Annotated in this window: 20 protein-coding genes; 6 read left to right on the top strand and 14 right to left on the bottom strand. The window is 61.7% G+C overall.

Translation table 11 applies throughout. The features are described 5' to 3' along the window. The first annotated feature begins 28 nt into the window (after window positions 1-28). A protein-coding gene (locus AC1PZ7_RS22910) for an IS3 family transposase (RefSeq protein ID WP_482359592.1) occupies window positions 29-1392 on the top strand; the annotation gives its coding sequence in 2 pieces (ribosomal slippage) (window positions 29-376 and window positions 379-1392; 1362 coding nt in all). 35 nt (window positions 1393-1427) lie between these two features. On the opposite strand, the gene AC1PZ7_RS22905 is transcribed toward AC1PZ7_RS22910, so the two are convergent. Continuing rightward, window positions 1428-2453, bottom strand: a complete 1026-nt coding sequence (locus AC1PZ7_RS22905) for an ATP-binding protein (RefSeq protein ID WP_482357475.1) — start codon at window positions 2451-2453, stop codon at window positions 1428-1430. A gap of 62 nt (window positions 2454-2515) precedes the next feature. Here AC1PZ7_RS22905 and AC1PZ7_RS22900 point away from each other — a divergent pair, with 62 nt between their 5' ends. Further along, complete coding sequence (locus AC1PZ7_RS22900) at window positions 2516-2974, top strand: very short patch repair endonuclease (RefSeq protein WP_482357474.1); 459 nt, start codon at window positions 2516-2518, stop codon at window positions 2972-2974. Between the two features lie 753 nt (window positions 2975-3727). On the opposite strand, the gene AC1PZ7_RS22895 is transcribed toward AC1PZ7_RS22900, so the two are convergent. Beyond that, complete coding sequence (locus tag AC1PZ7_RS22895) at window positions 3728-4651, bottom strand: HNH endonuclease (RefSeq protein ID WP_482357473.1); 924 nt, start codon at window positions 4649-4651, stop codon at window positions 3728-3730. Window positions 4652-5024: 373 nt separating this feature from the next. Continuing rightward, complete coding sequence (locus AC1PZ7_RS22890) at window positions 5025-5672, bottom strand: hypothetical protein (protein ID WP_482357472.1); 648 nt, start codon at window positions 5670-5672, stop codon at window positions 5025-5027. 138 nt (window positions 5673-5810) lie between these two features. Here AC1PZ7_RS22890 and AC1PZ7_RS22885 point away from each other — a divergent pair, with 138 nt between their 5' ends. Together AC1PZ7_RS22885 and AC1PZ7_RS22880 are read left to right on the top strand one after the other, a co-directional pair. Then, entirely contained in the window at window positions 5811-6047 is a 237-nt protein-coding gene (locus AC1PZ7_RS22885) for a helix-turn-helix domain-containing protein (RefSeq protein ID WP_482359711.1), read from the top strand. 605 nt (window positions 6048-6652) lie between these two features. Then, window positions 6653-8761: a DUF3363 domain-containing protein gene (locus AC1PZ7_RS22880; RefSeq protein ID WP_482357471.1), complete on the top strand. Its 2109-nt coding sequence runs from the start codon at window positions 6653-6655 to the stop codon at window positions 8759-8761. A 497-nt stretch (window positions 8762-9258) separates the two neighbouring features. Here AC1PZ7_RS22880 and AC1PZ7_RS22875 read toward each other — a convergent pair whose 3' ends face one another. The 11 genes from AC1PZ7_RS22875 to AC1PZ7_RS22825 form a co-directional block, all read right to left on the bottom strand. Further along, on the bottom strand, window positions 9259-10404 hold the full coding sequence (locus AC1PZ7_RS22875; RefSeq protein ID WP_482357470.1) for a tyrosine-type recombinase/integrase: 1146 nt from the start codon (window positions 10402-10404) through the stop codon (window positions 9259-9261). A gap of 37 nt (window positions 10405-10441) precedes the next feature. Beyond that, window positions 10442-10648, bottom strand: a complete 207-nt coding sequence (locus AC1PZ7_RS22870) for a hypothetical protein (RefSeq protein WP_482357469.1) — start codon at window positions 10646-10648, stop codon at window positions 10442-10444. Between the two features lie 14 nt (window positions 10649-10662). Then, complete coding sequence (locus tag AC1PZ7_RS22865; RefSeq protein WP_482357468.1) at window positions 10663-10998, bottom strand: DUF2190 family protein; 336 nt, start codon at window positions 10996-10998, stop codon at window positions 10663-10665. A 2-nt stretch (window positions 10999-11000) separates the two neighbouring features. Then, window positions 11001-11225 (bottom strand): phage head-tail joining protein, encoded by a 225-nt coding sequence (locus AC1PZ7_RS22860; protein WP_482357467.1) that lies wholly within the window; start codon window positions 11223-11225, stop codon window positions 11001-11003. Beyond that, a complete protein-coding gene (locus AC1PZ7_RS22855) occupies window positions 11225-13069 on the bottom strand; it encodes a prohead protease/major capsid protein fusion protein (protein ID WP_482357466.1) in 1845 nt (614 codons plus the stop codon). Before AC1PZ7_RS22855 ends, AC1PZ7_RS22860 begins: the two co-directional genes overlap by 1 nt. Then, window positions 13066-13251 (bottom strand): hypothetical protein, encoded by a 186-nt coding sequence (locus AC1PZ7_RS22850; RefSeq protein WP_482357465.1) that lies wholly within the window; start codon window positions 13249-13251, stop codon window positions 13066-13068. Before AC1PZ7_RS22850 ends, AC1PZ7_RS22855 begins: the two co-directional genes overlap by 4 nt. Continuing rightward, window positions 13248-14612: a phage portal protein gene (locus AC1PZ7_RS22845; RefSeq protein WP_482357464.1), complete on the bottom strand. Its 1365-nt coding sequence runs from the start codon at window positions 14610-14612 to the stop codon at window positions 13248-13250. The genes AC1PZ7_RS22850 and AC1PZ7_RS22845 overlap by 4 nt, the downstream gene beginning before the upstream one ends. 6 nt (window positions 14613-14618) lie before the next feature. Further along, window positions 14619-15167, bottom strand: coding sequence for a hypothetical protein (locus AC1PZ7_RS22840; RefSeq protein ID WP_482357463.1), 549 nt, complete (start codon window positions 15165-15167; stop codon window positions 14619-14621). A 172-nt stretch (window positions 15168-15339) separates the two neighbouring features. After that, window positions 15340-15630, bottom strand: a complete 291-nt coding sequence (locus AC1PZ7_RS22835) for a hypothetical protein (RefSeq protein ID WP_482357462.1) — start codon at window positions 15628-15630, stop codon at window positions 15340-15342. Further along, the gene (locus AC1PZ7_RS22830) at window positions 15627-16016 is read right to left on the bottom strand and encodes a hypothetical protein (protein WP_482357461.1); all 390 of its coding nucleotides are present in this window, start codon (window positions 16014-16016) and stop codon (window positions 15627-15629) included. Before AC1PZ7_RS22830 ends, AC1PZ7_RS22835 begins: the two co-directional genes overlap by 4 nt. Then, a complete protein-coding gene (locus AC1PZ7_RS22825) occupies window positions 16013-16393 on the bottom strand; it encodes a hypothetical protein (protein WP_482357460.1) in 381 nt (126 codons plus the stop codon). The genes AC1PZ7_RS22830 and AC1PZ7_RS22825 overlap by 4 nt, the downstream gene beginning before the upstream one ends. Window positions 16394-16442: 49 nt before the next feature. On the opposite strand from AC1PZ7_RS22825, the gene AC1PZ7_RS22820 reads away from it, so the two are divergent. Continuing rightward, window positions 16443-16733, top strand: coding sequence for a helix-turn-helix domain-containing protein (locus AC1PZ7_RS22820; RefSeq protein ID WP_482357459.1), 291 nt, complete (start codon window positions 16443-16445; stop codon window positions 16731-16733). A gap of 337 nt (window positions 16734-17070) precedes the next feature. Then, window positions 17071-17865, top strand: coding sequence for a hypothetical protein (locus tag AC1PZ7_RS22815; protein WP_482357458.1), 795 nt, complete (start codon window positions 17071-17073; stop codon window positions 17863-17865). The last annotated feature ends 208 nt before the right edge of the window (window positions 17866-18073 follow it).

Genomic DNA, 18073 nt, shown 5'->3' with positions numbered 1-18073 from the left:
GCTTCGTCGTAGTGACGAAGGAACGAAGATGAAGGCCCAACCCTCCTTGAAAAAATCGCCGACAAAGGCCCCTGCTGAGCGTGTTGTGAAGGATATTCGGCGGCAGACGCGTCGCCATTTCTCGGCCGAGGACAAAATCCGCATCGTGCTCGATGGGCTGCGCGGCGAGGACAGCATTGCGGAGCTGTGCCGCAAGGAAGGCATCGCCCAGAGCCTGTACTACACTTGGTCGAAGGAGTTCATGGAAGCGGGGAAGCGCCGCCTGGCCGGCGATACTGCCCGCGCGGCGACCACCGGTGAGGTCCAGGATCTGCGCCGCGAAACCCGTGCTTTGAAGGAATGCGTGGCGGACCTGACGCTGGAAAACCGGTTGCTCAAAAAAAGCATGATTGCGGATGGGGGCGACGACGAATGAGGTATCCCGCATCCGAAAAGCTCGAGATCATCCGGATCGTGGAACAGTCGCACCTGCCCGCCAAACGCACGCTCGACCAGTTGGGCGTCGCCCGTCGGACGTTCTACCGCTGGTATGACCGTTATCTTGAGGGCGGGCCGGAGGCGCTGGAGGATCGGCCATCGGCGCCGAGCCGGGTGTGGAACCGGATCGGCCGCGACATCCAGGATCAGATCGTGGAGATGGCGCTGGAGGCGACCGACCTCAGCCCCCGCGAACTGGCGGTGCGCTTCACCGACGAGAAACGCTACTTCGTGTCAGAATCCGCGGTTTACCGCCTGTTGAAGGCCCAGGATCTGATCACCAGCCCGGCCTATGTCGTGATCAAGGCCGCCGATCAGTTCCACACCAAGACCACCCGGCCGAACGAGATGTGGCAGACTGATTTTACCTACTTCAAGATCATTGGGTGGGGCTGGATGTACCTGTCGACCGTCCTCGATGACTTCTCGCGCTACATCATCGCCTGGAAGCTGTGCACCAACATGCGGGCCGAGGACGTGACCGACACGCTGGACCTGGCTCTGGCGGCTTCCGGCTGCGACAGCGCCACGGTGCTGCACAAGCCCAGGCTGCTCAGCGATAATGGTCCCAGCTACATCGCCGGCGAACTTGCGGAATACATTGAGGCCCGGAAAATGAGCCATGTGCGCGGCGCCCCGATGCATCCCCAGACCCAGGGCAAGATCGAACGCTGGCATCAGACCCTGAAGAACCGCATCCTATTGGAAAACTACTTCCTGCCCGGCGATCTCGAGGCCCAGATCGAGGCCTTCGTCGAACACTACAATCACCAGCGTTACCACGAGAGCCTGAACAATGTGACGCCCGCCGACACCTACTTCGGAAGGGCTCCGGCGGTCATCCAACAGCGTGAAAGGATCAAGCGACAGACCATCGAACATCGGCGCTTGCAGCACCGCAAGCTCGCCGCCTAACATCAACCCCCAGACGAGGCCCGCACTCCGCTAATTTACCCCGCGAGTTGCGCCAAATGTTCTGACGACGGACATGGCACGGGTGACGAAAGACTGAGCGTCCAGAGCATTTGCAGATAGCTGTCAAGGGTCTTGCCGAGCTCTGGGCGTTCAACGACCGCTGTCTGTTCGGCCACGACTCGAAACAGTGCCTCAAAGCGCTGGACCGGCGTTTCCTCGCGTTTCCAGGGTATGTTTGGCGGAACCGCAAAGATAGCCTCGTCGCTGCTTGCGGAGGCGTCAACGAAGCCGACGTGCCAGGGAGGCGGAGCGAGATCAGGCTCGCGCTCGTTCTCCGGAAGCGCCTCCTGGTCGGCCAACCGCTGCCACTGATCGAGCGACCGCAAAATGTTCCGCGAGCGGGGCCTTATATCCAGAAGGATTAGCTCGGTGCCGTGCGTGTCTGTATCTTCCGCGGGTACCGACACAACCCGAACACTTCCGGAATCGAAGGGGTCACCCGATGCCTCATCGTCCTCGCTGTACGTTTTCAGCGTAACGTCGGCGAACAGGCGGAAAGCTGAACCCTTGGTCTTGGTGATAATCTGGAAATGGGAGGTCAGCTGGCTGACTGAGAAGAGGCCGATGCCTATCTTGCCGATCAGCCTGCGGCCCTTCAGGGAGAGCTTGGGATCAGCATGGTCCGTGGTCCCGACAGCGGCACCCATCGAGGTGCGCTTGGAGCTGCCGCCGATGTGATAAATCAACCGGGCAAGCGCCGCCTCATCCATTCCGTGGCCGTCGTCACGAACCCTAATCTGCCTAAATCTTGGCGCATCGGTTTCGACGATGACCTCTGTAGCGTCCGCATCGTAGGCATTGGAGATTAGTTCACGCAGCGCCGATGACGGTTGCCGGTAAATGCCGTCCGTGATGCGGGCGATCACACGGTCATCTGTCTGAAGCGGGGATTCCGCGGCCTCGCCCTCCGCGCGCCCGGCTAGAATCGCCTCGACGAATTCCCTTTCGCCGGGGGCAAGGTCGGTCCGAGCCGACAGATCCACCTTTTTATCCTTCTTCATGCCCCGACGATAATTCCCTATCCCCGGGAACCCTAGCCGTTTGATGGAACATTTTAAAATATATGGTTGAAATTGATCCGAAGCGAAGCGCGTTAATGGCCCGGATCCGCTCCGTCGACACCCGTCCGGAAATCTTGGTGCGCAAGGCGCTCCATGCACGCGGCTTCCGATTCCGCCTTCATCGACGGGACCTTCCCGGAAAACCGGACATCGTCCTGCCGAAATATCGGGTGGCCATTTTCGTACATGGCTGTTTTTGGCACCAGCATCCTGGATGCCGGCTGGCGTCATGGCCAAAGTCGCGGTCTGAATACTGGACGCCTAAGCTCGGGCGAAACGTGGAGCGTGACGCAGCCGCCGCGAGCGGGCTGGAGAGCTTAAACTGGCGCTCGCTAATCATATGGGAGTGCGATACACGCTCACCGATCCGATTGGCCACCCGGTTGAATGAGATCGAGAAAGAGCTCAAAGAGCGGCTAGGAATTAACAGTCCGCAATCCGGCGACGATAGCCATCCCTAGCTAATCAGCGCAGAGCGCAATCCAATCACGTCCCTTTGACAATTGCGGTTGGTATTTCTTTGATGATCCGAATGTTCCCTGGGTGCTCGCCAGCCTCAAGCTGCCGCAGCGCATTCTGACACGCAATCGCCAGAGCGACCGGGTTTTTTCGGACGACACGCGGGATTTTTCGATCCCACCTCATCGCCTTCCAATAGCTACCGTCAAGCACCCACCGAATATCGTAGTCAGGTGCGAAGCGAATTGGAGAACTGTCAGGGCCAGGCGTTATGCAGACGAGCTTGTCGTTATAGAAAACCACAGAATGAAAATAGAAGACGTCCCCGCGCTTCCACCATCCGGATACTCTTCTAGACCGGCCGGATGGGTCATTTTCTTCGAATAGGGATGCATTCGTGTGGCAGTGCTGTGGTCTCGCGTTAATATACCTGATCCAATCAGGAGAAGCTCGAGGGATATCGATGAAGGCCAATCCTTCAATGACGGCGAGGAGATCAGCTTCCTCTGCCGAAGTCGGAGCTATTAGCTGTTCAATCTCATATCGGACAGCCGCTTCAATTGCAGTCCGCTTACTCCTAGCTTCTCCCATAGGCGCCCCGCTATGCTCACCAGGATCCAATTTCACCAGCCCGAAATAGGTCCGGATCCTGATGACGATGAAGTTGCCCGTCCCTGGACGATGTCCCCAACATTAAGCGTCTAAGCGAAATTTCGAAGCACGCAACCGTACGCAAACCGAGCTCGCGCTTCCTCCTATTCTGCGGGTATTATAGCCGGAGTATCCCACGCGTATTCCAGGCAGTGATCGTATGGACGGTCCTGGGCTGCAAGCGGGGCAGCAAGGACAAGACCATGGTAGAGCCAGTAGTCCGTGCCCTTGAGTATTTCGGCCACAACGACGACGCGCGTCTTCGGTTCGATTGAAAGTAGCTTGAGATCGAAAAGAGTATGGAGATCAGCCCGCAGCAACACGCCATTCTGAACCACATTAGTATGCTCGCCAAGGTAGGGCTTTATGTGGGCTGCTTCGAGGACTTCTGCGACGTCACACTGGCTGATCGCGCAACGCCCTCCGTAAGCTTTCATCACTGCAGCGCGAAATTTAGCCTGGCCGCGGCGGCGCACAATTGCCCGGGCGATTTTCTCGCGAGCATCTGCGAGAGAAATCGGAGGCGCCTCCAAAGCGGCCTCGCTGGCAGCTTCCGTAACGGCGGCCACGCGCAGCTGTGCGGCACCGCCGTCGATAAGCTCAATGGTGAAAAAACCGTCCTTCCAGTCAAGCACTTGGCCCAGGCCTAGAACCTCGTAACGAGCGTTTGGTTTGGGACGTAGGCGCCGAATTACGCCGACTGGAATCCCATCCTCCATGCAGTTAGCCAAGCCAGCGTTAGTTGGGAAGGTTACAGCGTTTAGGCCCTTCGGCGTCTCCTGGTGATAGCGGAAGCGCCGACCGCCTTGGCCAGCGTGCGGCTCTTCGTCAGGATAGCGACCCTCAGGGATGATTTTGATACTGAGGCTGTGGCGCCAGCCTTTCGGGCGGTAGATGCCCTTGGGTATGATTGCAAAGCGCTGGTCGCCTTTGTTGAGATTTGCCCACGGCACCGTCTGGCCAGTATGCAGCGCGAACCAGTCCAATGCTGCGCTGTGCGAAGGCGTGAGCGCCGCGCCGTATTCCATCTTGCCCTTTCCTCCTTGGTCCGCGGCCTTCTCCGCCACCTGTGGCAACGGAGGTTTTCGAAGAGCACGCTCCGCATAGCTCCGGGCACATCCTTCGCCAAGCGCGATCCAGCTCGATCGTACCGTCGTAGTCCTAACTCCCTGCTCGGGAGTTGCTCAGTGTATGCATTGAGGAGCCGCGAACGGCCATCGTCAATCGCCAGCATCTCTCCCGACCCTGCCCGCTCGGGGTGCATGTTAGAGTGAAGCGGAGGCTGCTAGGCTCCGACAAGAGCCGTGCCCCGGTTTAACGGCGATTTGCCGGACCGGGAATGGCTAGGGCGTTGGGTTGATCGAGTGAGAGAGCTCGAGCGACAGACAAGCAGGGAAGATATTAGCGAAAGCACAATTGGGCGCGTACTCGCGTAACATCCCTGCGGAGGCGCCGCAGCTCCGGCCACGGAAAATGCCGCCCCTCTGCGCCCTCGGCACCTACCGAGATCAGCACGTCGAGTTTCACTGAGAGAGCGCTGAGAGAGGTCGCCTCCGCTGCAAACAACTCCGCGATGAGGCGCTCCTCATCGGCGGATGCCGCCGCTTCTTCCCGCCGTGTGGCGGAATAGCCGATGGCGCGATCCGCGTCGTCCCAGCGCTGTTGATGTGCGCGGAGCGCCTCCGCGACTTCAGCGCGCCGTTCGCAAAGCGACGGCAGATCGGCTGCAAGTTCATCGAACTGCCGCAGAGAGCTGACACGCACCGCAGACGGCAGCTCAGCCGCAGCAAGAACCACCTGCGGAAAGCCGATCGTCCGCGCGAGTTCGGACTCAAAACGCTGCTGCTTCCGACATAGGGCGAGCGTGCGTCGATGCGCAGCGCGCCACGACTGCCACGCGAGGATGGCGGCATCCGTTGCGCTGTCATCCTGGGGCGCCGCCGCAGACGAACTGTTGAAGGAAGTGGCGCCAATCGTCATCAGCGCGGCAGAGAGAACGGCCCTCCGGGATGGCCGGGACAGACTCGTGCTAATCTCAGAATCAGCCATGATCCGAGCTCCAATCAGCTTGGGTTGTGGTCAGGCCGGACATAGTGTTCCTGCACTTTGTCCGGCCGCTTACACGGCGAAGCCTACATGAAGATCGACAATGACGGAAGAGATTCGCCATCATATGGCGATTATGAAATGAGCCCTATTCAGTGTCGAATGGCGCGCACTGCGTTGAACTTCAGCGTGCTGGACCTCGCAAGAGCGGCCGATGTTTCATCCAATACCGTGGTTCGGTTCGAGCGCGGTGAGGCATTGAAAGCGGCGACTGTCGAGCGTCTGAGAGCGGCATTCGAAGCCGCCGGCATCGAGTTCATTCCAGAGAATGGCGGTGGCGCGGGCGTGCGTTTCCTTAAGCCATCAGCGTCGGAATGATCCCACATCCGCTGCAGCCGGGGTGCGATGGCGCTGCAGGCTCAGTGCAGCCAGGCTGCTGTTCGGCGGCAGCGTTTCTGCACGACGACCGGCGATCGTTCGCTTGCCGATCGACCCTTCGACGGTAATCCGGCTGCGGCCCAGCGGCTGCGAACGGTAAGCGCACCGTCGATTGCATCGACGTTCCTTGGGCGCCGGTCTGAGAACGGGCCAGTCTGGCGTCCCATCGGCAGGATTTGACGCCTGCGTATGTTGTTCGGATAGTGTTTCATAGTATATTTGGATACGTTGAATAATGGTGCTTCGGAAAGGATGAAACAGAGGATCTTGAGGGCAAGATAAAGCGGATTTTCAATCCGCGCGGTCTGCGCCCTTAATTTGTTGTCTGCACGTTGTTTTCCGTTCCGGAAAACGGGTCTAAGTGACTTTTTGGAAGGTGGAGCTTTGCGCGACGGTCATTCAAGAGATTGATATTTCGTCGATTTTCGTGTGCACCCGCAATGTGCGCTTCGCCGGCCGCGCGCCAAAGCCGACGTTTCCACGCTATACTTTGACCGAGTGATTTTCGACTTGTGGGGCGGGCTTTGGTGGCCAAACCTGCGGTCATGACACGCCGCGACGACGATGATTTCCGCATCAAGCCCGGCCGCCCGCGAAGCCGGGGCACGCGGCTGAAGACGCACGAGCTGCCGTTCGTCCAGCAGGCCCTGATCGCCGCGCGCCATGCCGGCGGCGGCGCGTGGTCCGGTGGCGGGGTTGCCCGGGAAGGAGGCGGCAGCGGTCGGTTCAACGCACGCGGTCGCGGCGCGAAGGCGATGGCGTCGCTGCCGCGCGACAGCGGCGGCTGGCAGTCGGGGTCCTCAGGCCGGTTCCGCTCCCGCCGCGTCGTGGTGAAGGCGCGGGTGGTGAGGCTTGTCGGGAAGGGGAAGAGCGCGCGCGGCCCGAAGATGCGCGGCGCGGTGTCCGTGGGCGCGGTCGGGGCGCATCTGCGCTACCTCGAACGCGACGGCGTAACCCCCGACGGCGAGAAGGGCCGGGCCTACTCAGCCCTCGGTGACGACGTCGACGCCAGGGCCTTCGTGGAGCGTAGTGGCGAGGATCGCCACCAGTTCCGCTTCATCGTCGCGCCCGAAGATGCCGCCGAACTCGGCGACCTGAAGCGCTTCACCCGCGACCTGATGCGACACATGGAGAATGACCTCGGCACCAAGCTCGATTGGATCGCCGTCGATCATCACAACACCGGCCATCCCCACAGCCACATTGTCGTGCGCGGCGTGCTCGACGATGGCCGCATCCTCAACATCGCCGGCGACTACATCGCCCATGGCATCCGCCATCGGGCGAGCGAGCTGATGACGCTGGAGCTTGGCCCGCAGACCGAGCTCGAGCTGCAGGCCAAGCTGCGCCATGAGGTGGACGCCGACCGCCTCACCCGGCTCGACCGGATGATGATTGCCGAGCAGCGTGAGCACGGCGTCCTCGATCTGCGGCCGGACGCTGGCGAGAGCTATCTCGTGCGCACCAACCGGCTTGTTCTCATCGACCGGGTGAAGCGGCTGGAGAGCTTCGGCATCGCCGAGGAGATCGAGCCGGGGCGCTGGAGCGTCGTGGAGCGCGCCGAGAGCACCCTCCGTGCAATGGGCGAACGCGAGGACATCCTCCGCACCATGCACCGCGCGCTGGCCGATCACGGGCTGGCTGACGAGCGCGGCGCCGATCAATACGTCACCCATGGCAACCGCATCTCTCATGCCCTCATCGGACGCGTGCTCGACAAGGGATTGGCCGGCGATGAGATGGGCGAGCGGTTCTATCTGGTCATCGATGGCGTGGACGGACGCACCCATCATGTCGAGACCAGCGACGCCGCCCGGTTGGAAGACATCAAGCGCGGCCACATCGTCGCGCTCGACCCGCTGCCGACGACATCTGATCCCCGCCCGGCGGATCTCAACATCGCCACCATGGCCGAGGCAAACAGTGGTATCTACCGGCCGAGCGAGCATCTGGAGCTGGCGCGACCGGCGATCGAGCAGCAGCGCGGCGATCCCGATGCCTTCATCCGCGCCCATGTGCGCCGGCTGGAATCGCTACGCCGCGCCGGCCATGTCGAGCGCATGGACGCGGATCACTGGAAGATCCCCGACGACCTGCCCGAGCGAGGCATCGCACATGATGCGCGAACCGAGCGGAAGGACTTCGCTGTCCGCACGCTCTCCGCCGTCGATCTCGACCAGCAGGTGGGCAGCGATGGCGCCACCTGGCTCGACCGGGAACTGGCCTCGCGCCAACGCACCGAGCTGTCTGACGCGGGCTTCGGCGGCGAGGTGAGCAATGCTCTGGAGCGCCGCCGTCAGAGCCTTGTCGATCAGGGTCATGCCGTGCGGCTGGAGAACGGCAACGTCCGTGCGCCACGCGACATCCTCGCCCGGCTTGAGGCTGTCGAGGTGGACCGCGTCGGCCGCGTCCTGGCGGCGGAGCGTGGGCTCTCCTACAGCCCCAGCCAGCCGGGCGAGTATGTGTCCGGCCGGCTCGCCGGCTCGGTCAATCTGGCCAGCGGACGCTTCGCCATGATCGACGATGGTCTCGGCTTCCAGCTCGTGCCCTGGCAGCCTGTGCTGGAAAAGCAGATCGGCCGGCACATATCCGGCATCTCCCGCGATGGCGGTGTTGAGTGGAGCCTTGGCCGCAATCGAGGGTTGGGGCTTTAGGTCGAGCTTTCGAGTGGCGGCGGTTTCTAGATTGGGGTGGCGGGCGGTTGGACGACCGTCCCAATTCACAGGAATAGAGCTACCGCGAAGAACCAGTAGGCCGGTCCGCCGCGACAGCGTCAAGGCTGGCGCTTCGCGCCACCGCTCATGCGGCTCCGGCCTTGACCCAGCCACGGCGGATCGGCAGGGCTGACCATCGCGGAAGGCCGATTATGAGCGGTAACGTCGCTCGTCCTCCTTGCTAGGCTAGCCATGACGCCTCCAGCGTCGCGCTAAACCCGCTACGAAAGGGTGTGGGATTAGCCCGCCTTCATTCAGGTTGAAAAGAACAAATTGGTTGCGGAAAAATCGTAGTAAAATTGACGTGGCGAACTGAGGCGTATAAAAGAGATGTAAATCGCATCCGGTGCGGTATAGAAGAGTTGGTATTATTGTTGAATTTATTGTAAAAATATTTTTACGTGTGTTATTTATTTCAAGTGATTATTCTATTACTTTTATTCCGTCCCTGGCACCATCACTTCGGGAAAGTTATTTTCCGACAAAGGTTTAACCTCGTTTTTTGTCCCACTTTTGGCTGCCGCCGAAACCGGTGGGACAATTCTATTCGCTGCGAGCCGCTGTTGAGCCGCCTGCGCCAGACGCCGCTGGCTCGCCGATCGTGTGTAGCGGTCGACCTCCTTTGAGGTGCGATGACCGGTGAAGGCCATGATCTCGCGATCGCTGGCGCCATCCTCAGCGAGCTTGGCGGAGAAGTATTTGCGCAGGCCGTGCGCCGAGCGGCCCACCAGCTTTGCGTCCCTGCACCAGTCGCGGAACTTGTTGCCGAAGGCGGCAGTGGATGCGAAAGACCGCCCGAAATCATTGACGAGGAACGTCTCGCGTCCCGGAGGCTGCGCAGAAAGCACCGCCTGCAGTTCGTCGCTGATCGGCAGGGTGAGCATCACCGGTTTGTGCCGACGATTCTTCCACTGTGTGAAGGTGATGCTTCCATCGTGGACCATATCTGGCCCCAGCCGGTGGACATCTGAAATGCGCTGACCGAATTCGAGGAAAAGCATGAGCGCGAGGCGAGCCATGGAGCCTTCCGGGTGCGCCTTGCGGTACTTCGCCACGTCGGCGTCGGTCCACGCGGGAATGCCATCCGGCAGCACCTTGGGAAGATAGGGCACCTCCTTCGCTGGATTGCTTTCCACGAGCTTGCGCGCGATTGCGAACGCGAAGATCTGGCGCAGCGCCTTAATCATGGAATTTGCCGCGCCGGGTGTCTCCGCTCGTTTGTCACGTAGTGCAAGCACATGCCGGGAAAGCAGGGAGCGATAGGGAAGATCGCCATAGGCTTTCTTGCCGCTGGCGGGCGTCTCGCGGCAGAGGCGCTCAAGAATGGAACGGCGCACCCGCCGCGTCGTCTCGTCCAACCCCTTGAACTCGGCACTGCCGAAATAGCGCTCGCAAAGTTGGCGGAGAGAGCCGGTAGCGGCGGGCGCCTTTGCCTCCCGCGCGCCGACCTTGGCAGGCTCGCGACCCGCCAGGGCATCGCTATAGGCCGACCAGAATGCGCCCGTGCCGTACTCGCCCCGGATGCGAATCTTCGGCTTGCCCGGCACGCGCACGTACCAGCGCACGTTGCCGTGCCTGTCCATGTCTCGCGAGAGGTAGGGCGGGTTGGGGCGGGGCATATTAGCCTATCGCCTCATCCCAAGGGTTGGGATCTTCAGTTGGGGCCTCCATCGCTGAGCGTGTTTCCGGCTCTTCCACAGGCGCTGGCATGACGATGATCTTGCCGTCGAGGTCGATCTCGATCCGCGGCTGCACGCCTGCATTCCGCGCGCCTTTGAAGGCGCGCGTGACCTCGGCTGCCGTGAAGCGTGCGCGGACGCGAGCCATACCGCCGCCCTCCTTTACACGGCCACGCCGTTAAGCCGCACGCGGCCGATGGCGGAGGGGTTGGCGGCGGGGGCGAGTGCGACGCCGATCAGGCTGTTGCCGCTCGCGGTCGTGGTGGCAACCGCATTGGCTGCGTCCCAATAGACCTTGGCGCCAACGGTCCAAGCTTGCGCGGAAGTCTTCGGGAGGTCAAAGACGCCGCGCGTGGCGATCTCGACGGGCGCGCCCTCGGCGGCCGAGTGGTCGGCGATGCCGAACAGAGAGCCGATGAGGATGCCACCACCGGAGGCGGCGCCCCCGGCCGGGGCCGTCACGGGCACGACATCGCCGGTCTGAATGAAGTTCTTCATGGTCAGAGCCCTTTCGAGGTCTGGAAATAGACAGTGTTGATGCGGGTGCCCTGCGCGGCGGCGAGCTGGCGCTCGACATCGGCAATGGCGGCGGCGAGGTCGGCATCGGTGCGATATTCCATCTCGCGCCGGCCGAGCGGGGTCTGCACCACGATGCGGGAGACGCCCTGCGCGCGAGCATCGCGCAGGGCTTCGAGCCGTTGCTGGAGGGTGGCGGTGTCGCTCATCACGCCCCCGGATTCTTCACGAGGCCGCGGAAGTCGATGACGCCGCAGCCAAAGTCGAGCCCGGCCGCGACCTTGACGGCGCGGGTGTCGAAGTCGATCTCGGTGCGGATCTGCGGCCCCTCGGCGCCGGCGACGTAGCCATAGACGATGGAGGGCGCGGCGGCCGGATCGGCGGCGATGTACCAGTCATTGCCGGAGATATTGGCGTCGACTACCAGCTCCATCGTGCCGGCCCAGGGGTTCACATCGCCGGACTTGGTGGCCGTGATGGCGGCGAGCACCTGACGCGCCCCCAGCTCCATGTCCGGCCCGACTACGAGGAAGCGCGGCGCGAGGTTCAGCACCAGCCCGTCAAGGCTCTTCTGCTTGCGCAGAGCGCTCACGCTGGCATGTACCTGCGGCGCGCCGCCGATGGTCGTGCCGGCGACGAGATTGCCATGGTCGGCGTGGAACAGCGCCTTGCCGTCGGCCATCTGAGGGCTGCCGATAAGCAGGGCATAGACCATGCGGTTTTCATCCGCCGCCGCGCGGATGGCGATCATGGACGAGAAATCGGCGAGGGCCGACAGGTCGTCATTGATCAGCGCCCGCCGGCCGATGATGATGCCGGTGTTATATTCCTTGGCCGCGACCTGCTCGCGGTTCTCGCTGATCGTGCCGTATTGTACTTCTCCGTTCTCCCCAATCTCCTTGAACCGGGGCAAATCTCCGACGCGATAGAAATTCTGGGGTCTGAGGTCGGTGAAGCCGCGGCGCGCAGCCCAGCGCCGGTAGGTCGGATCGGCCGCCTGGTAGTTGGCAAGTAGGACCTTGTTGCCGGCGTCGGCCAAGAGCAGAGGGAAATCGCTGGTGGAGTGAGCGCCGACGGCGCGCTCCATCAGAGCGTTTTTGTCGCGCAGATTCACCCGATCGCCCCGAGCGTGGGCGATGTCGCCTGCCATGCCGAGCATGTCATAGCCGGCATAACTGCGCGCGCGCCCCTCGATCTTACAGAGGCGCGGGTCCATCCGATGCGCCAGAGCGTCACCCATCGCCGAGATAATCGCCGCCGGGTCGTTGTGATCCTGCCCTACCGTGATTGTCGGCGCGGTCGAGCGGAAGGTCTGCAGGGGTGCGTTGCGGGTCTGCATCGCGGTGAGGGCGGCGCGTGCAGCGGCGTCGGCCGAAGCGGCGGCGTCGATCTGCCCGTCGATCCACGCCTGGTCGAGACCTGCGGCGGAGCCGATGGATCGAATCTCCGCATTGACGGCGGCCCGTTCCGCGGACGCCGTGGGGTTGGGGGCCGCCGCGGCGGGCGGGGTGGACGGAGCCGGCGTGTGCGCCGGCTCGTGGCTGACCGTCATGTCATGGCTCCTGATGCCTGCATGCGGGTCGGCGGGGAACAGAACGAGGCTGCCTTCTTGAAGTTCGATCCTCTTGGCGATCTTCTCGCGGCGGCCGGTCTTTTGATTGGTCCGCTCCAGCCAATCTTCGCTGCGGACGCTGTAACCCATCGATGAAGGGAAGGTGCCTCCATCGGTCAGCTCGGCGGCGATGCGCTGGGCGCGCTCGGAATGGCGGGAGAGCGTGGCACGGCCGAGTAGTTCCCCGCCGACCGCACGAATGCTGTCGACCAACCCAAGCCGATAATCCACGCTCTCCCTTCTGTGGCTGTCGAGGAGCGGCACCCGCTGGGGCCAATCGGACTGCGACAGCAAGAGAATTTCATCGAATTCACCGCGTGCATCCCAACGCGAGACAGGCGCTCCCGTCGAGAGCACCAGAAGGAAGCTCCACGTTTCGGGATCCCAGCTGGAGGCTGGGCGAGCGGCGCGGCGGGTGAGTATCTGGCCGGGTGTGTTCAAGGCCGCTTCCTCCCATAGGTGCGCTCACGCGCCTCGAGGACGTGTTTGACGTCGCGATGCCAGTGCATCGCCGCGCATTCGAGGCGGCGCAGCTCATCAAGCGACAGGTGTCTGGGCTTGAAGTGGGGCAGCGCCTTGCGGCGGAACTCGGCCCAAAGCGGCTGAATGCGGTCCTCCATCATGCCGCCACCTCGCCGGGTTGAGCCGGCCGGGCCGCTGCATTGAAGGACAGGCCGAGCGTCGCTTCGCGGGCCTTGTCGGCGGCAATCTCGGTATCGAGCGCGCCGATGTCCATGCCGCGGGCAGCGACCGCCTCGCGCCGGCTCATCAGCCCGGCATTGATGGCGTCGATCTCCGCCTGCACGTCTTTCGCGGGATCAACCCATTGCTGCTTGGGCGTGATCCAGCGCACAGGGAGAAGACCCTCGATCCGGCCGTCGATCCGGCCGGCGAGACTCTCGATCATCACCCAGCGATGCCAGATCGGCCGAAGCGCCTGGAAGACGATGACGTTGTGCTGGATCATCTCGATCCGGCGGCGCCACTCGACGAGGCCGGCGCGGATCGAGGAGTAATTGACGCTGGAAAGGTCGCCGGTCAGCACCTCATAAGGCAGGCCAAGCGCCGTCGCGATCTCGCGCAGGGTGATGCGGGCAAAATCGTTCGCTTCCTGCGCAATGGCTGGCGGGTCCGAAAAGCTCACATCCTTTCCGGGCGGCAGCACGTTGAGTGCGCCGGGTTCCATGGACCCGATCAAGGCGTCGCCCTGACTGTCGCCGGAGAAGGGCACCGCGCCGTCCTTGGTCGTGACGAAGCCGGTGAGCAGGGCGCCGATCTTTTGGCGCGTCAGCTGCGCGCCGTGCCATTCGTCGTGCTCGGCAAGACGGAGCAGGGCCGGCGCGAACCACGAAATGCCACGCACCTGCCCGGGAAAGTCGACCCGGAACATGTGGATCACGTCCTCGGCGGGCACCCGCACGGGGGCGAGGGTGAGGCCGAGGCCGATCTCCGGGCGCTCCTTCACGATCCAGTAGGCGGTGCGGGTGCCGAAGGCGTCGAACTCGACACCGTTGACGATGCGCCCGCCGTCGGGGAGCTGGCGGGTAAGGGAAGCGTCGAGCTGGTCGGGATCGAGCACACGGATACGCAAGCCCGCCGGGGTGGCGATCTTGAGCGCCAGTGCCTCGCCGTCGACCACCATGCCGCCGACCATGGTCGCCGTCAGGCCGTAGAAGTCCGACAGGCCGTCGGCGTCGGCCTCGTCGGTCCATGCCGTCCAGCGCGCCGCCAGTTCCGCGGTGATCGCCGGCACGATGCCGGTGCCGACCAAAGCCGCTACCCATGCCGCCTTGGCCGCAGCCGCATGCGGATTGTTGGCGACCAGATAACGCGCGCGGCGGGCTAGCGGCTTGCGCGCTGCCTCGGCTGCCGCATGCTGGTTGCGCATCGAGCCCCAGCCTGTCGTGCGTCGGCCCGTCGCCGCGCCCTCATAGGAGCGCTTCCAGAGGCGGCTGAAGATGCGGGTGAGAGAGGATCGTGCCATTTGAGATCAATCCTCCTCATCCGTTTGTGCCTTGGTGATTGCTTTGGCGAGCGACGAAAACACGAAGCTTCGCGTTTCCTCGGCGGTCATGACGGTTTCAGGCTGCAGCGCCTTGAGTGAACGGATGACGTTGAGCATCACGTCATAAAGGTCCACGATTTGTGCCGTGCCCCAGCCAAAGCGCCCGCGCACAATCGCCAATATTGATTTTGACGGATCGTGAAATTCTATGTCGATCTCTATATTCGACTTGTTGCTCGATCCATGGTCGATGGTAGAAATGAGGGCGATGCAGTTATCGAATGCATCAACACCGTCAGAGGACCACATTTCTTCAAAGCGCGGTAGCAGTATCATTCCAACGTCGACAGCGAATTGTGCGGCACAGCCGCTTTTGATCAGGCCATTTACACAGTAGGCGACGCAGATGTCCGAGGCTGAGTACTGCTTCCATCCCTTCGCCTTGAGGCTCCAGGGAAAGAGCCCGTTGCGCTGGCGCCAGGAGTTGAACGTGATCGGATTAACGCCGGCGACGGCCACCAGCGTCGAAAGCAAATACCGCTTGTCCTGACCGTGTCCGCCCATAACGATACATATGCACTGGTTCCGATAACAATGCAAGCGTATCGTTTCCTTGCTCGGCCTTGCTCGGCCTTGCTCGGCCTAGCTCGGCCGCTTTCTCATCGCGCTGTGGTGAGGCCCTGAGTGAGCCCGCCTCGAAACAAATCTAGTCAATCAACTGCTTAGGCCAATCTTTGGTCGAGCCGTCGATTTGCTGTTCCATTTCACCGCAGCGGGCGGCCAGGCTCTCCGCGCGCTTCAGAATGTCCGTGATTGCGAAGCAAACATTCTCGACCATCTCATTCCTCATGAGGATGATCACGTCACCACCACCGCCTTCACAAGGCCGGGCGCGACGTAGAGCCTGTTCGATCAGCGGCTCGGTTATTGAGGCCATTCGCGCCAGGTCTTGGATGTCATCAAGGAAGCGCACCTGCGGCGGGCGATTGTCGGTCATTGCCGCACCTCGGAGCTAGCAGCCGACTGCAACAGCTGATGGTCGCGCACCTTGATGTCGGCGACCACGATCGCAAGCGCGTTCTCATCGAACCATTCGCGCGTTACCAGGCGCTCGCTGTAGCGCTTGTTATCGACATAGAGCAGGACATGCCCCCTCTTGCCGCCGAGCGTGCTTGACGCGCGCGTGATCTTCCATCTGCCGAAATCATCGCTGACGAGATAGATGCCCTCGCCCTCATAGGCGTTGACGGGCCGCACCAGCACAAAATCCCAGCGGCTGCGGAGCGTGGGCTCCATGGAATCGCCGGGCACCATTTCGAGCCGCAGGCGCCGGGAGAGAAGATCCTCAGCGCGCACGGAATGGCCGAACAGATCTCCCGTCATGCGCGCTCTCCATCGGGCTTGCGATGGATGAAAAGCCGCGCCTCTTCCTCGCCGTATCGTTCGTCAGACGCGTAGATCAGCACGGCGTGGCTGGAGGGCTCCATTTCTTGGAGCGATCCGTCGCCCGTAAGTGTCAGCGGGCGGATCACGCGATCGGTGCATTGGAGACGCCAGCCCGGATAGGCCTGGCGCATCGCCGCTTCGATCTCAGCCACAGCGCGCTCTATGCGCTCGCGTGGCGACAAGGGCGGATCCTGCACGGCGGCACAAGCGAGACCAACGGTGGGCGCGCCCACGACGAGGGTGCTCAAGCCAAGGCGAAGGGTCTCCCGTCGAGAGCGGGCAAGCCGGTCCCGTTCGCGGACATGGGTGTCCATGCGCGTGCTCCTGTGTTAGGAATTCGTTGACAGTCAACGGATAGCGTTGATGAAATCATCCGTCAACGATTTTCGTGGAGCATTTATGGAAACCGTGCGTCTTCCGCTGACCGCGGCACAATCTAGGGCCGCGCGCGGTCTTCTGGATTGGTCCCAGTCAATGTTGGCATCGCGCTCCAACCTTAGCGAGAGCACTGTCCGCGATTTCGAGAAAGGGCGCCGCACTCCCACCGTGAACAACCTTGCGGCGATCCGCACGGCGCTGGAAAGCGCCGGCGTTATATTCGTCGACGAGAACGGTGAGGGGCCGGGGGTGCGGTTGAGGAAGATGGGCGCCTGAAGGGTTGCAGGCGCCGAGTTCGTCGCCGACGATGCCGTGGTACGGCGGAGGAAGGCGCCTGACAGATCAGGTCAATCATAACAAGCTGCCTATCCCAAGCGGGTCAAGGATACCAGGCTCCGTCCATCCGATGACAGTTGGGAATCTCCGTGACGCCATTGCCTATCTTTCAGATGACACTGAGCTTACCTCTGGTATTCGAAGCTGCTAGGTCGCGAATTTGATTACGAAGAATCTGGGGTGCGCCTGACTAGGCTGGGGGTGTGCAGCGCCGGCAACGGCGACAGGCCTGCCATGCGGCGCATGGGTAAGGCGCTCCGACGAAGGGGAGAGGGAATTGTCCTATCGCGAACTGGCAAGAGCGCATCTGGATGAGGCTAAGCGCCTCATTCCCTTAGGCTTTGTGAGGCACGCATGTTTGGAGCTCCGCTGCTGCCTTGAATGTCTGGCCTATGAGCGGCTGGATATGTACTGCAAAGACGACACCGCGGAGGAAGTTAACTGGCAACCAAATCAAGTCATGAAGCATATTCTTCTTATTGATGATGCGGCCGAGGCCAAAATAGAAATTGAGATCGAGGGAAGCGAAAATCTCCCACTCGTCACTCTGAAAGATGAACGTTTCGAGCGTCGCTGGTTAGCGCGAGAATACAATGCTTTGAGCGCGCATATACATACACCAACAGTTAAAGATATGAGGAGAGGTCTAGGATTCAACGAGGTAAAGGCGGTTCGTCGGTGCCGATCCGTTATAGGACGTGTGGAGTTGCTACTCTCAGACGATGCGGGGGCTGTCACGTTTGTTCGTGGACCAGCATTTCACTGTGGGGCATGCGGTGAGAGAGTTCAATGCACCGCTATTGATGTTGAGAGCGGTCATGTGAAGTGCGTTGAGTGTCGAGAGCAGTATCGAATAGTTAGGGTAGATGGCAGGTATGGCTTCCATGTCGCCACCTTCGAGTGGAAATGTCTTCACGACGGTTGTGGCTCGAAACAAAAGGATCGCCTTACCCTGCTGGGTGACGGAAAAATCCTTAGTTGTCCAAAGTGTTCCCGTCTATCCAGGGTTTATGAGCAGCAATGGCGTTTGATGGCAGTGTACGATGAGGAGAGTGAAATTCCAGAAACATGAGCGCTTGCTCGGTCGGCACCCTGAGGGCGCTTGTTTCAGATCGCCGATCTACCGGCAGAACATCGTCTGGGTCGGAGCGACGGTGAGAAGGTCGAGAGCCTGAGAGACTTCGTCATGGTTCTTATGAGGTGCTCCCAGAATTCCGGCCAGAAGGAGCTGGAAAAGTTCGGGGTCAGACAGGCGCCTTACGCAATGGAAGCTGCGGCAT

The organism is Ancylobacter sp. TW_SC_1, assembly GCF_056836805.1.
This window is presented reverse-complemented; position numbering and strand designations above follow the sequence as displayed.